The organism is Variovorax xiamenensis (assembly GCF_050916385.1).
In the GTDB taxonomy this organism is placed as follows: Bacteria; Pseudomonadota; Gammaproteobacteria; order Burkholderiales; family Burkholderiaceae_C; genus Variovorax.
On sequence record NZ_CP139038.1, the window covers coordinates 42179 to 64637 of the forward strand.

The window sequence follows — 22459 nt, forward strand, 5'->3', positions numbered from 1 at the left end:
CGGACGAGCGCCTGGCGCAGATGCTGGAAGACAGCGGCGCTGTCGTGCTGCTGACCCAGCGGCGCCTCGACGCACGGCTGCAGGCGCCGCCACGGTGCGCTCGCGTGCTGCTCGATGCAGAGAAGTCGGACTGGGCCACGGCGCCGTCCACCAACCCCGACCCGGCCGCCGTCGGCCTCACGCCTTCGCACCTGGCCTACGTGATCTACACCTCCGGATCGACCGGCGAGCCCAAGGGCGTGATGGTCGAGCACCGCAACGTGACCTTCTTCCTGCGCGCGATGGAAGCCTGCGTGCACGGCACGGCGCCCGATTGCCGGCGCGTGGCGTGGAACTCGTCGTTCGGTTTCGACATGGCCGTGAAGGCCTGGGGCCAACTCGCCTTCGGTCGCAGCGTGTTCCTGCTGCCCGACGCGGATCGACTCGGCGCGCAGGAGCTGCTCGGCTTTCTGGAAACCCATCGCATCGAGGCGATGGAGTGCACGCCGTCGCACCTGCGGCTGATGCAGGGCGCGGGCCTCCTGCAAGGGCGAGCGCCGGAGTTGCGCAAGCTGCTGCTCGGCGGCGAACCGATCGACGCGGCCACCTGGGGCACGCTGGCGGCCGTCGAAGGGCGGCTCTTCTTCAACATGTACGGGCCGACCGAATGCACCGTGGATGCGAGCTGCGGTGTCATCGACGGGCGCCGTCCGCACATCGGGCAGGTGATGCCGGGCGCGCGGATCTACCTGCTCGACGCGGCGGGGCAGCCGGTGCCGGTCGGCGTGGCGGGCGAGATCCACATTGGCGGCGCCGGCGTCGCGCGCGGCTATCTCGGCCGGCCGGAGCTGACCGCCGAACGCTTCCCGCGCGATCCGTTCGTTACCGACGACGCACAGGCGCGCATGTACCGCACCGGCGACCTCGGCCGCTGGCGCGAGGACGGCACGCTCGAATACCTCGGCCGCAACGACCAGCAGATCAAGCTGCGCGGCTTTCGCATCGAGCCCGGCGAGATCGAGGCGCGGCTCGCGCGGCTGCCGGGTGTGCGCGAGGCGGCTGTGGTCGCGCGCGAGGACAGCCCCGGCGACAGGCGCCTGGTCGCGTACCTGGTGGCCGGCACGGAGGCACCCGATCCGGCGCAACTTCGCGCCGGCCTGGCCGCGCACCTGCCCGAGTACATGCTGCCCTCGGCCTTCGTGACGCTCGATGCGTTGCCGCTCACGCCCAACGGCAAGCTCGACCGCAAGGCGCTGCCGGCGCCCGACGCTCAGGGCCTGGCGCTGGGCCGCTACGAGCCGCCGCGGGGCGAGGCGGAATGCACCATCGCCGCGCTGTGGTCGCAGCTGCTGGGCGTCGAGCGCATCGGCCGGCACGACAACTTCTTCGACCTGGGCGGCTACTCGCTGATGGTGTTCCAGGTCATCGAGGGGCTGAAGCAGAAGGGCTACGAGGTCGCGCTGCAGGACGTGCTGCTGGCGCAGCAGCTCAGCGCGCTGGCCGAGCTGATCGGCAAGCCGCGCGAAGGCATGGCCGATGCCGACGTCAACGCGCAGTGGGTGACCATCCGCAAGGGCGGCGCCACTCGGCGCGCGCTGGTGTTCATCCATGAACCCAGCGGCGAGGTGCTGTCGTACGAGCGGCTGGCGCGGCACGTCGATCCGGAAGTCGGCCTCTACGGCATCCGCGCGGACCACGACGCGGTGCAGGCCGGAAGCCGATACGAAGACCTGGCCGCCGGGTATGTGCGCCTGATCCGCGACGCGCTGCCGCAGGGGCCGTACCGGCTCGCGGGCTGGTCGGCGGGCGGCGTGCTGGCCTTCGAGGTCGCGCGGCAGTTGCTCTCGGCGGGCGAGCAGGTCGAGTTCCTCGGGTTGATCGACAGCTGGCACCGCGGCGAGGGCGAGCGCGGCGTGTCCGAGCTGGGCGAGCAGGACCGCAAGCTGCTGCTGGTGGCCTTCGCCGAGTACTACGGGCGCAAGCTGGAGGCGGGCGAGATCGAGCGGCTTCTTGCCGCCGACGGGCTGCCCGCCGCGATCGCGCTGGCTCGCGCCGAGGGGTGGCTGAAGAAGGACATGAGCCCGGCGGAGTTCGACGCGCGCGCGGGGCTCTGGTTCGAGCTGCGCGCGGCGGCGCATCGCTATCACGCGCGGCCGCTGGAGACCGATGCGCATCTGTTCTCGGCGCTGCCGGCAGGCGATGGGGGCGACCCGGCCAACGGCTGGAGCGCGGTGCTCGGCAACCGGCTGCACGTGCATCCGGTGGGCGGCGACCACTGGAGCATCATGATGGACGGCCGGCACGCAGCGCGTGTCGGTGGCGCGATCGACTCGATCCTCGAGCGGCTCGATGGCACGCAAGCGCAACCGGCCATGGCCAATCGCCCGCTTGCGCCAGGTGCCGTGGTGACCATCAGAAGCAGCAACAGCAGCTCACAGGCACGCAAGGTGTTCTGCCTGCCGGGTGCGGGCGCCAACGCGACGTCGTTTCTCGACTTCGCGTCGCGCAGCCCCGGTGATGCCAGCTTCATCGGCCTGGAGGCACCCGCGCTGCTGGGCCGCGATGGCGAGCCGCCGACGCTGCAGGAGGCGGCGCGGCGGCATGCGGATGCGATACGCGCGCTGCAGCCGCGGGGGCCCTATCACCTGATCGGCCATTCCTTCGGCGGCTGGGTCGCGCTGGAAACCGCCCGGCAACTGGCCGAAGCCGGTGCGATGGTCGCGCCGGTGGTGCTGGTCGACACCGATGCGCCGCGCGCCGAAGGCTTCGGCGACCGCGCCCATGCGCTGCGCGAGTACCTGGCGCTGATCCGGCTGCAGGGCGGAAAGGAGCACGGGCTCGACGCCAGCACGCTGGCCGCGCTGCCTGCCGGCGAGCAGACGGCATCGGTCTTCGAGGCCATGCGGCGCGCCCGCCTCCTGCCGCCCAGCGCGCGGCGCGCGGACTTCGCGCCGGTGCTGGAGATGTTCTGCCGCCAGTGCGCGATCGGCTATCGCCCCGAGGGCGAGTTCGCCGGCCTCGCGTTGCTGCTGCGCGCGGTCTCCGGTGACGCGGACGACGCCGTGAACCTCGACGCCTGGCGCATGCACGAGCCCCGATTGCGCAGTTTCGACCTGCCCGGCAGCGACCACCTGTCGATCCTCAGGCCGCCGCACGTCGATCGCGTGATCGAGATCGTCGGGCGCCACTGGTACCTGGGGCAGCGGCCATGAGCGCGTTGACGGCGACCACGGCGGACCCGGGCGAGGTCGAGGACTTCGAGGACGGTTTTCCGCATCCCATCCACGCCGATGAGGAGCTGGCCGGCGGCAGCGCGGCCGACGCCGAAGGCTGGTTCGGCGAGGCGATGCCGCGTCTGGAGCCCATGCTGCTGCGCGCCGGTGCGCTGCTGTTTCGCGGCTTTCCGCTGCGCGAGGCCGAGGACTTCCGGCGCGCGGTCGCGGCGATGGCGCCACGGCAACTGCGCGACTACGCGGGCGGCACCTCGCCGCGCAGCAAGGTGGCCGAGGGCGTCTACACCTCGACCGAGTACCCGAAGCAACTGGAGATCCCGCTGCACAACGAGATGTCGTACAGCCTGCGCTGGCCGCAACGCCTCTACTTCTTCTGCGCGACCGCGCCGCAGACGGGCGGCGAGACGCCGCTGGCCGACTCGCGGCGCGTGCTGCAGGCGATGCCGGCGGCCATCGTGGAGGAGTTCGAGCGCCGCGAGCTGATGTACGTGCGCAACCTAGCGCCGGCGCACGCGCCCTACAACGCCTGGAGCAAGGCCTTCGAGACCACCGACCGCGAACAGGTCGAGGCGCATTGCCGCGAGATGGACATCGGCTGCGAATGGCAGCCCGGCGGCGGTCTGCGCATCCGCGAGCGGCGGCCGGCCACGCGCGTGCATCCGCTGAGCGGCGAGCGCGTCTGGTTCAACCAGGTGCACCTGTTCCATGCCTCCAACACGCCGATGGGCGGCAAGGTCGATGCGCGCATCGAGGCCGGGCTGCCGATGGCGGCGTACTACGGCGACGGCGGGCGCATCGACGGCACGACGCTGGCGAGCGTGCGCGAGGTGCTGCGCGCGCAGCGGCGCACTTTCGCGTGGCGCCAGGGCGACCTGCTGGTGGTGGACAACCTCCTCGCGGCGCACGGACGGCTGCCCTTCGACGGGCCGCGCCGCATCCTGGTGGCCATGTCCTGAAGAAATCGACGAACCGAAGGTGTGAACGAACCCATGCAAATCACTTCAACTTCCCGCGAGCCGCTCGCACCCTGGATACGACAGAACCGCGAGCGCATCGACGAGGCGCTGTGGAGCGACGGCCACGTGCTGTTCCGCGGCTTCGAGGTCGGCGGCCTGACCGGCTTCGAGGACTGCGCGGGCTCGGCCTGCGACGCGCTCTACAGGCACTACGGCGACCTGCCGCTGGCCAGCGCGAGCGACAACGTCTACTTTTCCACGCCGTACCCCAGGCACCTGGAGATCCGCTTCCACAACGAGGCCTCGCACACGCAGAGCTGGCCTTCGCGCCAGCTGTTCTTCTGCCTGGAACCGGCCACCGAGGGCGGCGAGTGGACCCTGTCGGACGGACGCCAGGTGATGGAGCGGCTGCCCGCGCAGATGGTCGAACGCTTCCGCGAGCTGGGGCTGGTCTACCGGCGGCGCTTCATCCGTGGGCTGGACACCTCGTGGCAGCAGTTCTTCAAGGTCGAGAGCCTGCAGGAGCTGCGCGTGAAGATCGAGGGCAGCGGGCACGAGATCGACGCGATCTCGGAGAACGACCTGACCGTGTCGTACCGCACCCATGCCGTGCTGCGGATTCCCGAGCGCGGCACCGAGGCCTGGTTCAACCAGATCCTTCTGCACCACCCCGACGCGCTGCCGGCCGAGGTCGATGCGATGCTGGGCAAGCACTTCCGCCGCGACCAGTTTCCGCGCACGGTGTTCTTCGGCGACGGCAGCCCGATACCGGCCGAATGGGTGCGCACCATCGACCGGGTGCTGGTGGAGTGTTCGGTCCGCATCCCGACCGAGGCCCACGACGTGCTGCTGGTCAACAACCTGCTGATGGCCCACGGGCGGCTGCCCTACAGCGGCAACCGCCAGGTGCGCGTGGCGCTGGGCGACATGCGCGAGGTGGCCGCGTGATCCGGCGCCAGCACGTCGCGGCCGACTTCTTCCCTGAGGCCGAGGCGATGCGCGCGGCCTACGACGAGAAGGTCGGCAACGCCTACCGGCAGGCCGTGCAGTGGCAGTACTTCTGCGATCCGCGCATGTACACCTATCTGCGCACGACGCCGCAGCAGGTGTTTGCGCTGCCGCTGTGGCGGCGCTTCGACCGGCACCTGAGGCAGTGGTGCATGGAGCATGCCGGCCTGATGCCGACGGGCGAGCCCAACCTGCACATGATGGTCAACGGCTGCACGCTGGGCCTGCACAGCGACTTCCAGAACGGCACGCTGGGTTTCGTCTACTCGCTCACGCGCTGGGACTCGCGCAGGTTCGCCGGCGGCGAGACGCTGCTGATGCGCGACGGCGTGCCCAGCTACAAGAAGCACCACGTGCAGGGCGAGGTGCTGTACGAGCTGGTGCCGGCGCAGTTCAACCAGCTGCTGCTGTTCGACGACCGCATCGTCCACGGCACGCCGACCATCCAGGGCAGCATGGACCCGCTGGAAGCGCGCATCGCGCTGGTCGGGCACCTGCGCGCCGCCTCGCCGGTGGTGACGGGGCCGCTGGACGAGGCGGCCGCGCGCGAGGTGGTCGCCGGATTCCATCGCGCGCTCGCCGAACCGCTGAAGCCGTTCAGGGACGTGCAGGGCGTGATGAGCCTGCGCTTCGCGGTGGCTGCCGGCGGCGGCGTGGAGTCGGTCGAGGTGCTGACCGACAACTTCGTCACCGCGCAAAGCGGCTACGAGGCCGACGACGAGGTCGCCGCGGCGCGCGCGCTGGTGCTCGATGCGGCTGCGAAGCTGCGCTTTCCGGTCGCGGGCGGGCCGTCGAAGCTGATCGCGCCGGTGCTCCTGCCGCTGCCGGACCTGCGGCCCGTGGAGATCGCCGTTGCGCATGCCGGGCGCCCGGCCGTGCTGCGCGAGGCGCTCAAGGCGCAGCTGAAGGAAGTCGAGGCGCTGGGCTTCAGGATCGAGCCGCAGAGCGACGACTTCGCGGTGCGCGAGCCGCTGGCGGGCACGATCCGGATCGAGAGCCATCGCATCGTCGCCTCCTTCGACGCGCCGATGTGGGTGCCCTCGCAGCGCGAGCAGTTCCAGGCCGCGCTGGCCGAGAAGCTAGGCATGCTGGCCCGGTACGCCGGCTGACGGACAACCACGGAGCCGGACGATGTCGATGCTCGATGGCGTGATCGTGCTGGTCGCGGTCGGCCTTGCGCTGATCGCGGCGGCGACGAGGCGGGTGAGCGGACGCGCTGTCTTCGCCGTGTCGGCGATGCTGCTGGGCGCCTGCGTCGTCCAGTTCCGGCTCGAAGGCTTCTACTGGCAGAGCCTGCCCATCTACGCCCTGCTGGCGGTGCTGCTGGTGCTGGCGTGGAGGCGCGGCCGGCCGCCGCCGCCGCGTGCGCTCGCATGGCTGGGGCGCGGCGGCGTGGCGGGGCTGGCCATGGTGGCGCTGCTCGCGTGGAGCTTCGTGCCGGTGCCCGAGCTGCCCGCGCCGAGCGGGCCTTTTGCGGTCGGCACCGAGGTGTTCCGGTGGGTGGACGAAGAACGCGCCGAAGAAGCGACCGCCGATCCGGATGACCGGCGCAGCGTCGTGGTCCAGGCCTGGTATCCGGCCGCGTCAGGGGAGGGTGCGGCATCGTCGCGCTACATCGACGGGCTCGGGAGGCTTCCGGACTTCGTGTCGCTGATACCCGGTCTGGTGATGCAGCGCTACGACCGCATCGCCACCCATGCGCGCACCGACGCGCCGGTGTCCGCGCAGCGGGAGCGCTGGCCGGTGGTGCTGTTCTCGCCGGGGTACGGCGCGTCGCGCGCGTTCTACTCCGGGCTTCTTGCCGACCTGGCCAGCCACGGCTTCGTGGTGCTCGCGCTGGACCATGCCTACGAGGCGCCGGTGCTCGAACTTGCCGATGGCCGGCTGGCGACGCCGATCGTGCGCTTCCTGCCCGACGATCCGGATCGCCTGCGCTACATGGGCGCGCAGCAGTCGGTGCGGGCGGCGGATCTGCGCTTCGTCGCCGGCCAGGTCGGACAGCCCTTCGCCTTCGGGCCGCGCCTGTCGCAGCGGCTCGACTCGCAGCGCATCGCCGCGATCGGCCATTCCTTCGGCGGGGCCAGCGCGGTCGAGGCGGCCATGGAGGACGCGCGCATCCGCGCCGTCGCCAACATCGACGGCACGCTGTACGGCCGCGCGGCCACCGGGGCGGTGCCGGTGCCCTTCCTGCTGCTGGAAAGCGACCACCGCGAGACGCGGCATTCGCGGCAGTACCTGCAGGGCAATCTCGCGCTGGTGCAGCACGCCCGGGCGGGCGGCTACCGCTACCAGATCGCCGAGGCGAACCACTACGGCTTCACCGACGTGCCGCTGTACCTGTCGGCGCCGGCGCGCTTCGCGGTCTCGATGCTGATCGGAGGATCGCGCGGGCCGGCGCGAACGCAGGCGGCGGGCAACGACGTGCTGGCGGCGTTTCTCGCGGGGCCGTTGCTGGATGCGTCCGGGGACGGCGTCGCGGCAGCGGCGGCGCGGCATCCGGGGGTGAGCGGGGGGCCGGCGGGCATGCGTGCCGGCGGCCCCTGAGGCGTCACGTCACCTCAGGTCACGTCGGCGCTGCTCTTCGTGCCGCCGGTGGCGCCGTTGCGCGGGCAGCCGAGGTTGAACTGCTTTTCCAGCGCGTGCTGCAACTGCTGCGTCAGCCTCGCGATCCCGCCGGTGCCGCTGGCCGCGCGGCCGATCAGCGCACCGCCTGCCGCGCCGGCCGCGAGGCGCGCCACGAGCGAGCGGCTGCGGCCCGCCGCGAGCAGCAGCAGAACCCCCACGCCCAGCACCACCAGGTGCTCGCCGGGGTAGTCCGCGCGCTGCGCGTCCACTCGCCTGAATTCGTTGATCGTCGATTCCCAAGACATGGCTGAAGCTCCTTCGTTTCGGTTTGCGGCCGTCGTTCTTAGCCCGCCGCGCCGCGCACCGGTGTAGGCGCTCGCCATGCCCTGTTGCCGAACGCGCCCCAAAAGGCGGCGGATCAGGGTTTCCCTGAGGTTTGTTAATAAAAGTAGCCGACGGGCGCGTCATATGGTCGTCATCAGCTATGAAAACAATAGCATTCAGTTCCGATCCGCAGATCGTTCCTCGTAAACGCTATATCTAGCCCGACTCTTGCTAAGCAAAATCCCCGACGGATTTCACGTCACGCAAGATCGAGGACCACACAGCAATGAACCCTAAGCGTCTCCGCCGGCCCCTGGCCGCGCTGGTATTGGGCGGCACAGCAGCTTTCCTCGGGGCCGTGACTTCGGCCCATGCGTTCTCCAACCCGCCCATCCAGGTGGCGCAGGGCATCGAATACATGTGCGGCGGCGCCGCGAAGGACGAAGCCGCGTTCATGGAAATGGTGTCGCCGCGCTGGGCCGCGACCATCGAGCTCGGCATCAGCGACGGCAAGGGCGCGCTGAAGCCCGGCTTCCCGGCCAAGGCCGCGGTCGAGGTCCGCCAGAAATACACCGGCCAGTCGGTGATGAGCGTGGAATCGCAAAGCCCCTACATGCTGGCGCGCCTCAATCCGGGCGCCTATGACGTGAACGTGACGCTCGGCGGTCTCACGCTGACGCAGACGCTGGTGGTGATCGCGGGCGTGCCGGCGCGCGCCTCGTTCGTGTGGCCGTCGAACTTCGACATGGCCTCGGTGATGCCGCCTCAGACCCAGACCTTCGCGCAGACCGCCTCCACCGCCCGCTGACCTTCGGGCGGCGGGCATCCCCAGGTCAGACTTTCCTAAGCCGCGCGCCGCACAGTGGCTGCGTGGCCCGGCTTGTTGCCACGACGACAAGGAAAGAAAGGACTCTGACCATGACCCCCCGTTTTCCATCATCGCTGCGCACGATGCGGCCGCTGGCGGCCGCGCTGTTCTGCGGCGCCGTCCTCCTCGGCGCGGTCTTGCCGGCCCAGGCCACGGTGAACCCGCCGATCTACATGGCGCACGGTGTCGAATACATGAGCGGCGGCATCGGCAGCGACGAGGCCCAGCTGATGGAGACGGTGTCGCCGCGCTGGCCCGCCACCTTCGAATTCGCGATCAAGGACCACAAGGGCGCCGACTTCGCGGCCAACGTGCACGTGACGGTGCGCGACAGCAGCGGCACGGCGCTGCTCGACAACGTGGTCTCGGGCGGCCCGTTCATGGTGGCGCGGCTGGACCCGGGCAGCTATCAGGTCGAGGCGCGCATCGGCAGCCAGGTGCTCAAGCAGGAGCTGCACGTGCTGCAGGGCGCGCCGACCAAGGCGACCTTCGTCTGGCCCGCCGGCACCGACATGGCCTCGGCCGGCACGCGGGCGGTGCAGTAGCGCCGGGCAAGTGAGCGCCGGCACGCATCCGGCTGGCGCACAATTCGTGGGTTGGGCCGTGCCACAAGGCTTGCTATCCGGGCGTCGTGCGCTATAGAAAAAATAGCGACCGAAACGCCTCGCGGTGTCTTGAATGCGCGGCATGCGCCTTGCAGATGGCCTGTCCCGGGCAGTGCCCGACCCCATTGCCCCGATGCCGATCCGTCCCCTGAGCGCCCTGACCGCGCTGTTGCACGTCTATATCGCGCTGCGCCTGCTGCCCGCGCTGGCCGTGCTCACGCCCGCGTGGCCGCTGGCGCTCGTCGCGCTGGTGGTGTCGGCGGCGACGATCCCCCTTCCTTTCGTGTCGCGCCGCCGCGAGGGCGCCGGAAACGGCTCCCTGCTGAAGTGGACCGGCCTGATCAGCATGGGCTGGTTCTCCTCGATGTTCGTGCTGACGCTGGTGCGCGACGCCGGCCTGCTGCTGGCCTGGCTCGCGGGCGCCGTGGGCGGCGTGCAGGTGCAATGGAGCACGCTGCTGCCCTGGAGCGCGCTGGCGGTGCTGGCACTGGCCACGGCCACCTCGGCCATCGGTTTCCTGAACGCGCGCCGCACGGCCGGCGTGAAGCGGGTGGAGGTGCCGATCCGCGGCCTGCCGCAGGCGCTCGAGGGCTTCAGCATCGCGCAGCTCAGCGACATCCACGTGGGGCCGACGATCCGCAACACCTACATCCAGCGCATCGTCGACGCGGTGAACCGGCTGGGCGCCGACGCCATCGCGATCACTGGCGACCTGGTCGACGGCAGCGTGCCGGAGCTGCGCGAGCACATCGCGCCGCTGGCCGGGCTGCGCGCACGCCACGGCACCTTCGTGGTCACCGGCAACCACGAGTACTACGCGGGCGCACATGCCTGGATCGACGAGCTGCGCCGGCTGGGCCTGAAAGTGCTGCTCAACGAGCACGTGGTGCTGCAGACCCGCAACGTGCGCGGCGCGCAGACGGATGAAGAACTCTTCGAGAGCGCGCTGGTGCTCGCCGGCGTGACCGACTTCACCGCCGGGCACTTCGACGCGGCGCACGCCAGCGACCCGCATCTGGCACTGCACGACGCGCCGCCGCTGGTGCACACGCGCGTGCTGCTCGCGCACCAGCCGCGCAGCGCGCCACTGGCGGCCGCGGCCGGCTACCAGCTGCAGCTGTCGGGCCACACGCACGGCGGCCAGTTCTTTCCGTGGAATCTTTTCGTGCCGATGCAGCAGCCCTTCACGGCCGGCCTGCACCGCCTGCACGACATGTGGGTCTACGTGAGCCGGGGCACCGGCTACTGGGGCCCGCCCAAGCGCTTCGGCGCGCCTTCCGAGATCACGCTGCTGACGCTGGTGCCGGCGAAGTCCTGAGGCTCAGGAATCGAGCCCCGAGAGCCGGCGCGCGTTGGAAGTGGCGGCGGCATGAATGGGCTTCAGCCCCTGGCGCGCGATGCGTGCCGCGATCTCGGGCAACTCGCTCGCCGCATCGACCGTGTCCGCGGCCGATTGCACGAAGGCGTCGCCATGCGCGGCAGCCTGCGCGGGTGTGACGCTGCCCGCCAGCGAGAAGAAGGCCGTCGTGCTCTGCAGCCATTGCTGGAGCACGCGATTGGCAAGCGAGAAATTGCTGCTGTGCCACTGCCGGGCCATCGCAAGGCCCGACTCGTTCGCGGCATCGAGCTTTTCCTGTCCCATGAGCTGGAACTCCGCAAGATCGTCTGCGCTGGGCGCGAGCCCCGCGCGGGCCATGCGCCCGGTGCGCATGCCGATCACGAGGCCGGAGGACAGCAGCATCTCGTGGGTCTTGAGCGCCAGGTCCAGCCACTGCTGCATGAGCGGGCTCGAAGGGCGGGCGACTGAACTGCTGGAAGACGACAACATGTGGAAGGCCGCGCTCGGGCGCGTGGAAGAGGGGGTCGGGCCACTATAGGCGTGGCCGGCTGCGGCGGTTTGCGCACGACAGGAATGGATCCGCATTTTTGTTGATCAAGTCCTACTTTCCGATGTGGAAATTACGTGCCGGGCGAATGCCGGATGCGGCGGAAATTGAAGATGACCTTCTCATTTCCACTTAGTGCATTCACACCTCGCATCATGAGATTCCATACTTGCGCGTCCCTTGCCGGGGCAGCCTTGTTCGCAGGCTTTCTCGGCCTGTCGGGCACCGCGGCCCACGCGTTCGAAGACAGTGCGCGCGGTTTCTATGTCGAAGGGGGCCGCGCCCCGCATGGCGAAATGGGCAGCACCAATTCGGCCACCGTCGGCATGACCATTCCCTGGTCGCCGCGCCAGCCCGTGCATGAGGGCGCGCTCACCACCTACTGGGACATCTTCCTGAGCAACTGGCACGCGCCTGCGCTGGGCGACGGTCCGCACGACTACGCGCAGATCGGCGCGATCTACACCTGGCGCTACCGCTTCGACCACGGGGGCTCGCCCTGGTTTGCCGAAGGCGGCGTCGGCGCCAGCGTGATGGACCACGTCTATCGCACGCCCGACCGCAGCTTCAGCACCGCCTTCCAGTTCACCGAGGTGATCGGCATCGGGCGCAGCTTCGGCGAGCACGGCGCGCACGAACTCTCGCTGCGGCTGCAGCACTTCTCCAACGGCGGCATCAAGAAGCCCAACCCGGGCGAGAACTTCGTGCGGCTGCGCTACACGTATCACTTCTAGCGCGGGCTGCCATGGCGCGGCGAGGTGCGCAGCCGCCTGGCCCGCGCCTCCGTGACCAGGTAGGCCAGCGCGGCCACCGCCAGCGGCAGCAGGTAGTAGAGCCCGCGGTAGGCCAGCAGCGCGCCGAGCAGCTGGACCTGCGGCACCTCGTGCGAAAGCAGCGCGACGAACACCGCCTCGAGCACGCCGAGCCCCGCCGGCACATGCGTGAGAACGCCGGCCACCGCGGCCACCAGCAGCACCGCGAGCACCTGCGCATAGTCGACCTGTCCCTGCAGCAGGAACCAGATCACGCCGCCCATCAGCGACCAGTTGGCGCACGACATCGCGAGCTGCAGCAGCGCCATCGCCAGCCCCGGCACCTTGAGCCCGAAGCCGCGAACGCGCCACACGTGCCCGCTCGCCAGGGCGCACAGCACGAGGTAGGCCAGCGCAACCATCAGCAGCGCCGCGCCGAGGATGCGCAGGCCCTCGCTCCCGATCTTCCACTCGGGCGGCAGCGTCATCGGCCAGAAGCAGAAGGCCGCGCCGGCCACCACCAGGTAGCCCAGCCAGTTGGTCAGCATGCTGAAGCCGAGCACGCGCGTGATGGTGTCGTTCGCAAGCCCCAGCCGCGAATAGAGCCGGTAGCGGAAGGCCACGCCGCCCACCAGCGAACCGAGGTTGAGGTTGAAGGCGTAGCTGATGAAGGTCACGCCCATCACCGTGCCCGTGCCCAGCCGGTGCCGCGTGAGGTGCCGGCCCAGCAGGTCGTAGGTGCTGTAGAGCGCGAAGCTGGAGGCTGCCAGTGCCGCGGCGGCAAGAAGGGCGGTGGCGGGCAGCGCGCGGATCGCGTCGAGCACGTCCTCCCAGTCGATGGCAAGCGCCTGCCGCACGATCAGCCACGCGATCAGCGCGAAGAAGCCCCACACCGCCGCGCGGCGGGCCCAGGGCCACCAGCTGTGGCGCGAGAGGGCCATGGTGCTCATCGGTACGGCGCTCCTGTTTCCGATCAGGCGGCTTCCGTCTGCGTGGCGCCGCCGGTCGGATCGCTGCGCCCCGTGTCGCGCCGGCTCGCGAGGTCGGTGGCCTCCGCCGGCGTGAGGCGCGGCACGTGGCGCGGCAGGCGGCCCAGCAGGGCCGGGTACCAGCGCATGATGTGGAAGACGAAGAAGCTGCGCACCAGCCGCCAGCCGCTCCATTCGCTGGCGAGGTCGGCGGCCTGCACCTGCTTGCAGCTGCACTCCATCAGCCGGTCCATGCGTTCGGCCAGCACGCTGTTGAAGGCCTCGTCGCGCACGACCACGTTGGCCTCGAGGTTGAGCGACAGGCTCAGCGGATCGAGGTTGCTGGAGCCCACGGTGCTCCACTTGCCGTCCATGAGCGCGACCTTGCCGTGCAGCGGGCGGTCGCAGTATTCGTAGATGCGCACGCCCGCGTGCAGCAGGTGGTGGTAGAGCATGCTCGCCGCGGTCTTCACGATAGGCATGTCGGGCTCGCCCTGCAGGATGAGCCGCACGTCCACGCCGCGCCTTGCCGCGCGCCGCAGCTCCTTGATGAGCCGGTAGCCCGGAAAGAAGTACGCGTTGGCGATCACGATGCGCTCGCGCGCGGCGCGGATCGCAGCGCGGTACTGCCGCTCGATGTCGTTGGTGTGGCGCCGGTTGTCGCGCGTGACGAACATCGCATCGGCCGTGCCCGCGGAGTGCGCATGCCTGGCGTCAGGCAGCTGGCGCAGCCGGCGGCGGAACCAGCCCGCGCCCTTGCCGCCCAGGGCGATGGCACGCAGCACGAACTGGTGGATCTCGCCCACGATCGGGCCTTCGAGTTCCACCGCGTAGTCCTGCTTGGCCATGGGACCGTAGTCGAGCAGGTGGTCGGCCGAGTAGTTGATGCCGCCGACGAAGGCGCGCTCGCCGTCGATCACCACGATCTTGCGGTGCATGCGGCGGAACACGTTGAGCCGCTGGCCCATGAAGCGGCGGCCCGGGTCGAACACCCGCACCTTCACGCCGGCGGAGGTCAGCCCCTCGATGAATTCGCGCGAGAGATCGGGCGAGCCGAAGCCGTCGATCATCAGGTCGACCTTCACGCCGCGCAGCGCGGCCTCGCGCATCGCGGCGTGCAGCTGCAGGCCGACCTTGTCCTCGAACAGGATGAAGGTCTCGACGATCGCCTCGCGCCGCGCCTGCCGGATGGCGTCGAACACGCGCGGGAAGAACTCCTCGCCGTTCTCCAGCAGGCCGATGCGGTTGCCGGCGATCCAGTGGCCGTTGTTGCCGCTGTCGTTGTTGCTTTCGTTCATGGCCACTGCACTCACAGGTCGATGTCCGCCACCAGCGGCGCATGGTCCGACAGGTGCGACCACGGACGGCGCGGCAGCACCACGGGTGCGTGCGCGCCGGCATTGCGCACGTAGATGCGGTCCAGCGACAGCACCGGGAAGCGCGCCGGAAAGGTCCTGGCCGCGCGGCCGGTGGCGTGCACGAACACCTCGCGCAGCGAGGCGCCCTTTTCGAGGATGTCGTGCGCGCGGCCGCGCCAGTCGTTGAAATCGCCCGCCACGATCAGCGGCGCGTCGGAAGGCACCTCGTCGCGCACGATGTGGCACAGCAGTTCGAGTTGCTGCTGCCGGTGCGCCTCGGCCAGCCCGAGGTGGGTGCAGATCACGTGCACGTCGACCACGCGGCCCGGCAGCCGCAGCACGCAATGCAGCAGGCCGCGCTTCTCGGGGCCGCTCACCGACACGTCGTGGTTGCGGAAATGCACGATCGGGAATTTCGAGAGCACCGCGTTGCCGTGGTGACCCTTGGGGTACACGGCGTTGCGGCCGTAGGCGAACTGCGGCCACATGGTGTCGGCCAGGAATTCGTAGTGCGGCGCCTCGGGCCAGTTGTTCACCCTGCGCGAATGGCGCGAGTGCGTGCCCAGCACCTCCTGCAGGAACACCACGTCGGCCCCCACGGTGCGTACCGCGTCGCGCAGTTCGGGCAGGATGAACCTGCGGTTGAGCGCGGTGAAGCCCTTGTGGGTGTTCACCGTCATGACCTTGAGCGAGGTCGGCGTGACCGCCGTTGCCGGCTCGGCATCGGGCGCGGTGGCGTCGGGAATGATGGGCGAGGAAGACATCGTCATGTGTGTTGTACGTGGCCGCGCCCTTCCTGACTGTAGGAACGCGCCAACTCCTTCCACCCGTCTTCCCGCCGCCATCCCGCCGCCGCCTTCGTGGCCGGACGGCCGGTTCCTACAGGCATGCCTGCCGCACCCCCACACGGGCTGAATCGCGGGACTCCTACGGTGAATTCACGGTTCAGGAAAAGGCAGCCCGCCTTTTCGAGGAACAAGCCACAAGGAGCACCCCCATGAAACACCAAGCCGCTTTCCACGCCACCGTTCTTGCCGCGCTGCTGGGCGCGGCGGGCATCGCGATGGCGCAGACCACTTCCATTCCCGCCCAGCCCGATCCCTCGGTGGGCGGCGAAGCCAGCACCATGACGCCGGCCGGCGTCGCCAATCCGCCGCAGCGCCCCGACAACTCGATGCCGATGTCGCGCGAATCGGTGAAGGCCGAGGCGCGCGCGCACAACCGCAACAACGCCAACAACCCGGTGCCCAAGGGCGAGGTGACCACCACGGTCAACAGCCAGCCCAACGCGATGCCGCAGCCCACCGGCGAGATGTCGCGCGCGGAAGTGAGCCAGACCGGGCGCAAGGTGAAGCCGCAGTTCGGCCAGAAGGGCGAGCGCCCGGACGTGGTGACGAACCCGACGGACAAGACGGGTACGCCGAAGTAAGTCCGAAGGCCCCATGAAAAAGCCCGCGGCGCTTTCGCGTCGCGGGCTTTTTTCGTTGCCGCCGCCGGGGCGGCGATCGATCAGCTCTTGGCGGGAGCCGGCGGCGCGCCACGATGGCCGCCGTCATGGCCACGGTGGCCGCGCGGGCCGCCGAAGTGGGCAGTCTCGGCGTCGAAGGTCTTCTGCTGGTCGGGCGACAGCGTGGCGTAGAAGGTCTTCGTGGCTTCGGCGCGCTTGGCGAACATCGCGCTGCGCTCGGCCTGGCGGGTCTGCATGCGTTCCAGGCGCTCCGGCGTGGTCAGCTTGGCGAACTCGGCGCGGTCCATGTGCGGACGCGGGCCGGCCGGCGGCTGCGTCGCGCTGGTGAAGGTGCTCCAGGCGCCTTCCTGTGCCGAGGTGAGCTTGAGCTTTTCCTTCAGGGCCGCGAGACGCTTGGCGCGGTGTTCCTTCATGCGCTCCATGCGCTGGGCCGGGTCCATGCGCTTGTGCTGCGCCTTGGGCACGGCGGCGTTGTCGGCCTGGGCCACCGCGGCGGTGGGCGCGGCTGCGGACGGGGCGGCTGCCGGCGCTTGAGCGAAGGCGCCCGAAGAGGCGAGGGCGGCCGAACCGAGCAGGCTGGCCCAGACGATGCGTTGGCGAAGAGAAATCATGAGAAGTGCTTCCTTTCGAAGAAGCCCGCCGCCGATGGGCAGCAGGTGAGACGAAGTGTGGAAGAGCTCTGTATCGCATCCGTTAGCCCGGCGTGAGCTTGCGTAAAGAATGATGAACAGGCCCTCCGGAAGCCGCCACCGGCGTGATTTATTGACCCTTTTCCTCCCGCTTTTCCTGCTGCTGCCGCGGCGGCGCTACTTGGGCCGCGGCCGCTTCAGCCCGCGGTCGGGTGCCTGCAGCCTGCCGGCGCGCAGCTCGGTGACCGCCTTGACCATGGCGCGGGCCACCTGGCGCACTTCTTCCTGCACGTCGGCGTCGGCATCGAGTGCCTCGTGGCTGGTGGCGTAGGGTTCGTAGTAACCGATGTAGCGGTCCAGCCGCGACTGCGTGCCGGCCTCGATCAGGCCCATCCAGTCGAGCCAGTCGCAGAGATTGCGGCGCACGCTTTCCACGCCGGCCACGTCGCCGTGCACCACCACGCCGTAGGCACGGCCGTCGAGGTGCCTGGGGTAGCCCCAGCCTTCCAGTTCCAGCGCCTTGGCCTCCTCGGGCTTCTTGCCGTGCGTGCTGGTGGGGTCGGGGTTGCCGCCGTCGGCGCAGACCAGGCGGTCGATCATGAGCTTCAGCGGGCTCGTGGCCTGGTACCAGTGCGTGGGGGTGAGGAGGATCACGCCGTGCGCGGACACCCAGCGCTCGTAGATCTCGTTCATCCAGTCGCCGGTCTGGCGCAGCGAATGGTTCGGATAGCAGCTGCAGGGCCAGTGGCACAGCGGCATGGCGGTGGAGACGCAGCCCTTGCAGGGATGGATCTGCCGGCCGTATTCGGAGGTGAGCAGGCTCAGGTCGAGCAGGTCGGTCTCGATGCCGTTGCTGTCGAGCACCTCGCGCGCGGTCTGCGCCAGCCGCCAGGTCTTGGAGACTTCGCCGGGGCATGTGCCGTCGTTGCGCGGTGAGCCGTTCACCAGCAGCACGCGCGACGGCGTCTGCGGTTGGCCCCAGGCCGTCTGGGCGGCGTCAAGGCGCGCCTTGGCTTCGAGCCAATCGACCGAAAGTTCGTACTCGGGGTCGGCATAGCCAGGCCCGGCCTTGCGGGTGACGGGCGACTTGCGGCCTTCCTCGTAGGCCTCCCAGGCGATGAGCTCGATGCGCCGCAGCGAATCGGCCTCGGCCCGGAAGGCCGGGTCTTGAAAAGGCTGCATGAAGCGTTCGTGGAACTCGGCGCGCTGCAGCGTTTCGGGCGCCTGTCCTTTCCGGATCGTGGGGGGCATTCGCGCAATCTAGGCGCCCCGCGCGGCGGCCGGGGCGCGTGCCCGATGCCGACTTTCGGTAGGCGGGCGACTACATCGCGACGCGCTCAGCCCAGCTTTCCGTCCTGGAAGTCGTGCACCGCCTGCCTGACCTGCTCCGGCGTGTTCATCACGAAGGGGCCGTACTGCGCGATCGGCTCGTTCAGCGGCTTGCCGGCGATGAGCAGAGCGCGCGCCGGGCTGTGGTTGGTCGCGCCGGCGCGCAGCACCACGCCGTCGCTGCCCGCGTCGTTGGCGAGGATGGCCATGCGCCGCGTCGGGATCTCGCTGCCCGCGATCCACAGCGATTCGCGGAACACGTAGACCAGCGCGTTGTGGTCGTCCGGCAGCGGCTGCGCGAATTCGGCACCCGGCGGCAGCTCGATGTCCAGGTAGAGCGGCTCGGTGTGGGCGCGCCGCACAGCGCCTTCGATGCCGTGGCTCGCGCCCGCGATCACGCGCACGCGCGCCCCGCCTGTGGTGGTGAATTCGGGAATCTCCGCACTCTGGATGTCGCGATACCAGGGCTCGCGCATCTTGTCCCGGGCCGGCAGGTTGAGCCAGAGCTGGAAGCCTTCCATCAGCCCTTCTTCCTGCTCGGGCAGCTCGCTGTGCACGAGGCCGCGGCCGGCGGTCATCCACTGCACGCCGCCGTTTTCGAGCAGCCCCTCGTGGCCGGCGCTGTCGCGGTGGCGCATGCGGCCGGCGATCATGTACGTGACGGTCTCGAAGCCGCGGTGCGGATGGTTGGGAAAGCCGCCGATGTAGTCGCCCGGGTTGTCGCTGCCGAAGGCATCGAGCATGAGGTAAGGGTCGAGCCGCTTCTGCAGGGGTTGCTGCAGCACGCGGGTGAGCTTCACGCCGTCGCCATCGCTGGTGGAAACACCGGCCACGATGTGGTCGATGCCGCGCGGCGTGGCGACGGGATCGGTGGGGTGGTTGGCGTGGTGGTTGGCGTTCGTCATGCGTCCATGGTGGCACTAACGCCCGCGCCGCGCCACCCGCGGGCTGTCAGCCGATGGCTTGTACGGCGTGTAACTTCAGGGCCACTGCTGGCGCTGCCAGTAGCTGTACTTCCACTGCGTCTCGAAACCGGCGCGGCGGTACAGCGACAGCGCCGCATGGTTGCCCGCGTCGACCTGCAGGAACACCCGCTCGAAGCCGCGCTCCGTCGCGGCCTGCGCCAGCGCGGCCAGCACGCGCCCCGCGAGGCCCCGGCCGCGCTGTGCCTGGTCGGTGCGCATGCCGTGCACGCTGGCCCAGCCGTGGCCGAAGGCCATGGCGCCGGCGGCCACCGTTCGGCCGCCTTCGCGCACGCTGGCGTAGAGGGTGCCCTTGGCGCGCGAGAGCATGCGCACGCGATGGGCGCCGTCCACCGGGTCGAAGCCCTCGCCGAGGAAGAGGGCCGACCAGGCGTTGTCGGGCGTGCGGTCGACGTCGGCCGACGCGCCGCCCGGCGCGACCACCTGCCGCATGCGCTGCACCGAGCCCGCCTGCACGCAGGTCGGGCTGTCGGCGATGTAGTGCCTGCGCTCCAGTTCGGCGCGCAGGCCGTCGAAGCAGGGCGCATCGGCCAGCCGCAGCGCGGGCGCCGCCTGGCGGCTGTCGTAGCGGTCCTCGATGCGGTCGAGCGTGGCGGCCTCGACCGCGCTGCGGTGCAGCGGCACGGCCGACTTGGCGCGCTTGACGGTGCCGCTGGCGAAGGGCAGCAGCCAGCCGTCGATTTCCTCGGTCAGGTCGGGCGACACCGCCGCGATGGTGGCTCGCTCGATGGCTTCTATTTCGGGAACGGACAGGTGGGCAGTGTTGTTCATTGCGTGGCGGCCTCCGGCGCCGTGAACTTCGCCGCGGCCACGCTCTTGAGCAGGGCCTCGCGCTGGTTGCGGCTGATTCCGCGGATGCCTTCGGCGATCCACTTGATGCGGTCGGCGTCGATCTGGCCGTCGCGCCGCCATTGCTCGAGCACGGCCTGCGGCTTGTGCAGCATGGCGGCCAGCCACACGGCCTGCGCCGGCTCCAGCGTGCGGGCGCTGCGCTTGAAGTAGCGCTTCGCCGCGGCCTCGGCGCCGCAGAGGTTGCCGCCCCAGGGCGCGTTGTCCAGATACAGCTGCAGGATGCGGGCCTTGCCCAGCGTCTGCTCCATCTCGACCGCGTAGAGCAGCTCGCGCAGCTTGCGCTCGGCCGTGCGGTCGCTGCCCGTCACCAGCAGCTTGGCGAGCTGCTGCGTGAGGGTGCTGCCGCCGCGCCGCGTCTGGCCGGGCTTCTGGTTGTTGTCGATGGAAGCGAGGATTTCCGTCAGGTCGTAGCCGCCGTGGGTGAAGAAGCGCTGGTCTTCGGCGGCGATGACGGCGCGCGCCAGCCAGCTGTCGTTGGCCAGCTTCGCCGACGGGCCGCAACTGGTGCGCGCACCCAGCATGGCCTCGGTGCCCAGCCCCTCGACCGTGAACTGGCTGATGGTCGGCTGCACCGCGAAGGTGGCCTCGGGCAGCACGAGCTGGCCGCGCAGTGCCAGCGTGCCGCCGATGCGCGCGCGCTGCAGCTCGGGCAGGGTAGGCACCAGCACCGCGTACCAGCGGGCGATGGGCGCGTCCTGCACGCTGGCGCTCAGGTGGATGTTCTTCGGCGTGAGCCTGCCGTCCCAGTGGCCCTGGAGCTGGCTGGTGTCGTTGCTCTGCGGGGTGGCCTCGAAGGTGCCGGCGAGCGTGTTGCCGTCGCGCTTGACCGTGGCGACCAGGCGATCGACGCGGATCGGCTGGGTGCCGAGCGCCGGCACCTCGGCGCTGCAGGGCGCGCACTGCATTTCCAGCAGCTCGCCGGCCGGCTTCCAGGCGAAGCGCACGGTGCCGAAGCGGGTGCCGAACGAGCGGCCGTCGAGATACGGCGCGAACCATGTCGAAGTGGCCACGCGCACCGCCGTCGGAACTCCGATCTCGAAATTCAGCGGCCCCGCCTTCACCGTGGTGCTCCATTCGCCGGCAGCCGGCGCGAGCGCCAGCTTGACTATCAAAAAGATAGCTACACAGGCCGTAATGACCAGGGCCAGCAGGCCATAGAGCACGAATCGCAGGGTCTTCTTCACAGGCAGGTTTCTCAGATCGGTCTCGCTACGGTGACAGCTTGCCACGGCCCATGCGATTGGCCGCTGGCTGCTGCCCAGTACCAGCTTGAAGTGTCTGTGAAAGCCGTGCCCTGGGCGTCGACGATGCGCTCGCAGACGCGGATTTTTTGCGCTCCGTGCCGTTGCGCAACAAAACAGCGCCACATGCGCTCCTGTGCGTCGCGTTCCAGGCGCGCCTGCTCGATGCGATAGCCCAGCGCGCGGTAGCAGTCCGTGGCCGGATGCAGCATGCGCGTGGGCTGGCTCACCTCGCGCATCACCAGCGTCTGGCTGCCGTCGGTCATGCGGCCGATGGCGCCGGGGAAGCGGTCGGCGAAGCGCTGCTCCACCTCGCTCAGCGCCAGCGGGCGCAGCGCGGCACCGTCCCACTGGCTCGGCCATTCGTGCGAGGCGACGGCGGGCGCCACCGGCTCGGCCGGCGTGCGCAGGGCCGCCGTGGCCGACCACAGCATGCACAGCGCCATCGCCAGCGCGAAAGCCGTCTTGTGGCCGATGCGGTTGATGAAATGGTTGGCGAACCAGCGCTCAAAGAACGGTGTCGACATGGCGGCCTCCCTGGGTAGTGATCAGGCCCGGAATGGGCAGTTCGGCGGGTTCGGGCGCGGGCCGGGCCGGCACCATCAGCCGGGCGATGGCGCCGCACACCACGGCCAGCAGCAGCAGGCCCAGCGCGTTGTGCGCCCAGGGCGCGAGCGGATGGCCGGCGCCCTCGAAGGCGATCAGCACGCTGTTGCGCACGATGTTCCCGGCCAGCACCAGGAGTCCGACCAGCGGCAGCCGCCGCGCGAAGGACCGGCCGCTGCGCGAGGCCCACAGCGCGACCGCGCAGGCCGTGAAGTAGCCCAGCCACACCATCTGCACGCCGGAGCAGGGCGCATCGACGATCACCAGCCGGCCATCGACCGCCAGGGTGGCGCCCTCGCGCGCCACCTCGAAGCCCGGCGACAACAGCCAGCGGCTGACCTCGGCCGTCACCACGCGCAGCGGATAGCCGGCATAGAACTGCAGCGACGAAAGCAGCGGCAGCGCCAGCACCGCGAGACCGGCCACCGGCAGCGCCGCCACCTTGCGCGGCAGGAAGGCCAGCAGCCCGCAGGCCAGTGCCAGCACAGCGACCAACCCAGCCGCGAGCGGCGGCAGCGCGGGCATGAAGCCGAGCCCCGTGCGCAGCAGCGTCGCGAGAACGGTACCCGCGCCGGCCAGCGCGAGCCAGCCCAGCCGCGGCGAGGCGCGCAGTTCGCGCCGGCGGCTCCAGGCCAGCGCGGCGAGCGCGACCAGCGCCAGCAAACCCAGCGGATCGTCGGAGCCGTCGCGCATGCGCTGGGCCATCCAGACCCAGGTGGGCATCAGCGCGACGAACTGCAGTCCGATCCAGCCGGCGGCCGGGGTGCGGTCGATGTGGATGCCCCAGTCCACGATGCGCGGATGGCGGTGGGCAAGCATTGCCAATGACATTCTTTTCCTTCTTCCGAT

22 protein-coding genes (1 of these 22 only partly in view) are annotated in these 22459 nt (G+C 70.1%); 10 read left to right on the forward strand and 12 right to left on the reverse strand.

What is annotated here, in order from left to right; all coding sequences use genetic code 11:
- The 5 genes in view from SFB74_RS00075 to SFB74_RS00095 are tightly spaced (at most 33 nt apart) and all read left to right on the forward strand, a layout consistent with a single transcriptional unit that may run on beyond the window.
- Positions 1 to 3191: the 3' portion of an amino acid adenylation domain-containing protein gene (locus SFB74_RS00075; RefSeq protein WP_432728641.1), read on the forward strand. It extends 5152 nt beyond the left edge of the window; only the last 3191 of its 8343 coding nucleotides appear in the window; its start codon lies off the left edge, out of view; its stop codon occupies positions 3189 to 3191.
- Positions 3188 to 4168: a TauD/TfdA family dioxygenase gene (locus SFB74_RS00080; RefSeq protein WP_432728642.1), complete on the forward strand. Its 981-nt coding sequence runs from the start codon at positions 3188 to 3190 to the stop codon at positions 4166 to 4168. Before SFB74_RS00075 ends, SFB74_RS00080 begins: the two co-directional genes overlap by 4 nt.
- 33 nt (positions 4169 to 4201) lie before the next feature.
- A complete protein-coding gene (locus SFB74_RS00085; RefSeq protein ID WP_432728643.1) occupies positions 4202 to 5116 on the forward strand; it encodes a TauD/TfdA family dioxygenase in 915 nt (304 codons plus the stop codon).
- A complete protein-coding gene (locus SFB74_RS00090; protein WP_432728644.1) occupies positions 5113 to 6285 on the forward strand; it encodes a hypothetical protein in 1173 nt (390 codons plus the stop codon). The genes SFB74_RS00085 and SFB74_RS00090 overlap by 4 nt, the downstream gene beginning before the upstream one ends.
- Before the next feature lie 22 nt (positions 6286 to 6307).
- Positions 6308 to 7720 carry an alpha/beta hydrolase family protein gene (locus SFB74_RS00095; RefSeq protein WP_432728645.1) on the forward strand — a complete coding sequence of 471 codons (1413 nt, stop codon included), beginning with the start codon at positions 6308 to 6310 and terminating at the stop codon, positions 7718 to 7720.
- Positions 7721 to 7734: 14 nt separating this feature from the next.
- Here SFB74_RS00095 and SFB74_RS00100 read toward each other — a convergent pair whose 3' ends face one another.
- Positions 7735 to 8046 (reverse strand): hypothetical protein, encoded by a 312-nt coding sequence (locus SFB74_RS00100; RefSeq protein ID WP_432728646.1) that lies wholly within the window; start codon positions 8044 to 8046, stop codon positions 7735 to 7737.
- A gap of 305 nt (positions 8047 to 8351) precedes the next feature.
- On the opposite strand from SFB74_RS00100, the gene SFB74_RS00105 reads away from it, so the two are divergent.
- The 3 genes from SFB74_RS00105 to SFB74_RS00115 all read left to right on the forward strand — a co-directional run bounded on the left by SFB74_RS00105 (position 8352) and on the right by SFB74_RS00115 (position 10856).
- Positions 8352 to 8873 carry a hypothetical protein gene (locus SFB74_RS00105; RefSeq protein WP_432728647.1) on the forward strand — a complete coding sequence of 174 codons (522 nt, stop codon included), beginning with the start codon at positions 8352 to 8354 and terminating at the stop codon, positions 8871 to 8873.
- 110 nt (positions 8874 to 8983) lie between these two features.
- Positions 8984 to 9478 (forward strand): hypothetical protein, encoded by a 495-nt coding sequence (locus tag SFB74_RS00110; RefSeq protein WP_432728648.1) that lies wholly within the window; start codon positions 8984 to 8986, stop codon positions 9476 to 9478.
- Positions 9479 to 9611: 133 nt separating this feature from the next.
- A complete protein-coding gene (locus SFB74_RS00115) occupies positions 9612 to 10856 on the forward strand; it encodes a metallophosphoesterase (RefSeq protein ID WP_432728649.1) in 1245 nt (414 codons plus the stop codon).
- A 3-nt stretch (positions 10857 to 10859) separates the two neighbouring features.
- Here SFB74_RS00115 and SFB74_RS00120 read toward each other — a convergent pair whose 3' ends face one another.
- Positions 10860 to 11318 carry a polyhydroxyalkanoate granule-associated phasin gene (locus SFB74_RS00120; RefSeq protein ID WP_432728650.1) on the reverse strand — a complete coding sequence of 153 codons (459 nt, stop codon included), beginning with the start codon at positions 11316 to 11318 and terminating at the stop codon, positions 10860 to 10862.
- A 261-nt stretch (positions 11319 to 11579) separates the two neighbouring features.
- Between SFB74_RS00120 and SFB74_RS00125 the strand changes: the two genes are divergently transcribed.
- Positions 11580 to 12158 (forward strand): acyloxyacyl hydrolase, encoded by a 579-nt coding sequence (locus SFB74_RS00125; RefSeq protein WP_432728651.1) that lies wholly within the window; start codon positions 11580 to 11582, stop codon positions 12156 to 12158.
- On the opposite strand, the gene SFB74_RS00130 is transcribed toward SFB74_RS00125, so the two are convergent.
- Genes SFB74_RS00130 through SFB74_RS00140 form a run of 3 tightly spaced genes read right to left on the reverse strand, consistent with a single transcriptional unit; the run spans position 12155 to position 15266 of the window.
- Entirely contained in the window at positions 12155 to 13126 is a 972-nt protein-coding gene (locus SFB74_RS00130) for a lysylphosphatidylglycerol synthase domain-containing protein (RefSeq protein ID WP_432728652.1), read from the reverse strand. The two genes, SFB74_RS00125 and SFB74_RS00130, sit on opposite strands and share 4 nt — an antisense overlap.
- Positions 13127 to 13149: 23 nt before the next feature.
- The gene (clsB, locus tag SFB74_RS00135) at positions 13150 to 14442 is read right to left on the reverse strand and encodes a cardiolipin synthase ClsB (RefSeq protein ID WP_432728653.1); all 1293 of its coding nucleotides are present in this window, start codon (positions 14440 to 14442) and stop codon (positions 13150 to 13152) included.
- A gap of 11 nt (positions 14443 to 14453) precedes the next feature.
- Positions 14454 to 15266 (reverse strand): endonuclease/exonuclease/phosphatase family protein, encoded by an 813-nt coding sequence (locus SFB74_RS00140; protein WP_432732037.1) that lies wholly within the window; start codon positions 15264 to 15266, stop codon positions 14454 to 14456.
- 233 nt (positions 15267 to 15499) lie between these two features.
- On the opposite strand from SFB74_RS00140, the gene SFB74_RS00145 reads away from it, so the two are divergent.
- The gene (locus SFB74_RS00145; RefSeq protein WP_432728654.1) at positions 15500 to 15931 is read left to right on the forward strand and encodes a serine/threonine protein kinase; all 432 of its coding nucleotides are present in this window, start codon (positions 15500 to 15502) and stop codon (positions 15929 to 15931) included.
- Between the two features lie 80 nt (positions 15932 to 16011).
- On the opposite strand, the gene SFB74_RS00150 is transcribed toward SFB74_RS00145, so the two are convergent.
- The 7 genes from SFB74_RS00150 to xrtQ all read right to left on the reverse strand — a co-directional run bounded on the left by SFB74_RS00150 (position 16012) and on the right by xrtQ (position 22441).
- Positions 16012 to 16581, reverse strand: a complete 570-nt coding sequence (locus tag SFB74_RS00150; protein WP_432728655.1) for a Spy/CpxP family protein refolding chaperone — start codon at positions 16579 to 16581, stop codon at positions 16012 to 16014.
- Positions 16582 to 16776: 195 nt separating this feature from the next.
- A complete protein-coding gene (locus SFB74_RS00155) occupies positions 16777 to 17850 on the reverse strand; it encodes a flavodoxin family protein (RefSeq protein WP_432728656.1) in 1074 nt (357 codons plus the stop codon).
- 86 nt (positions 17851 to 17936) lie between these two features.
- Complete coding sequence (locus SFB74_RS00160) at positions 17937 to 18833, reverse strand: pirin family protein (protein ID WP_432728657.1); 897 nt, start codon at positions 18831 to 18833, stop codon at positions 17937 to 17939.
- A gap of 75 nt (positions 18834 to 18908) precedes the next feature.
- On the reverse strand, positions 18909 to 19682 hold the full coding sequence (locus SFB74_RS00165) for a GNAT family N-acetyltransferase (RefSeq protein WP_432728658.1): 774 nt from the start codon (positions 19680 to 19682) through the stop codon (positions 18909 to 18911).
- Positions 19679 to 20947 (reverse strand): biosynthetic peptidoglycan transglycosylase, encoded by a 1269-nt coding sequence (locus SFB74_RS00170; RefSeq protein ID WP_432728659.1) that lies wholly within the window; start codon positions 20945 to 20947, stop codon positions 19679 to 19681. The genes SFB74_RS00165 and SFB74_RS00170 overlap by 4 nt, the downstream gene beginning before the upstream one ends.
- Before the next feature lie 11 nt (positions 20948 to 20958).
- A complete protein-coding gene (locus SFB74_RS00175; protein WP_432728660.1) occupies positions 20959 to 21531 on the reverse strand; it encodes a hypothetical protein in 573 nt (190 codons plus the stop codon).
- Positions 21512 to 22441, reverse strand: a complete 930-nt coding sequence (gene xrtQ, locus SFB74_RS00180; RefSeq protein WP_432728661.1) for an exosortase Q — start codon at positions 22439 to 22441, stop codon at positions 21512 to 21514. The genes SFB74_RS00175 and xrtQ overlap by 20 nt, the downstream gene beginning before the upstream one ends.
- Between the last annotated feature and the right edge of the window lie 18 nt (positions 22442 to 22459).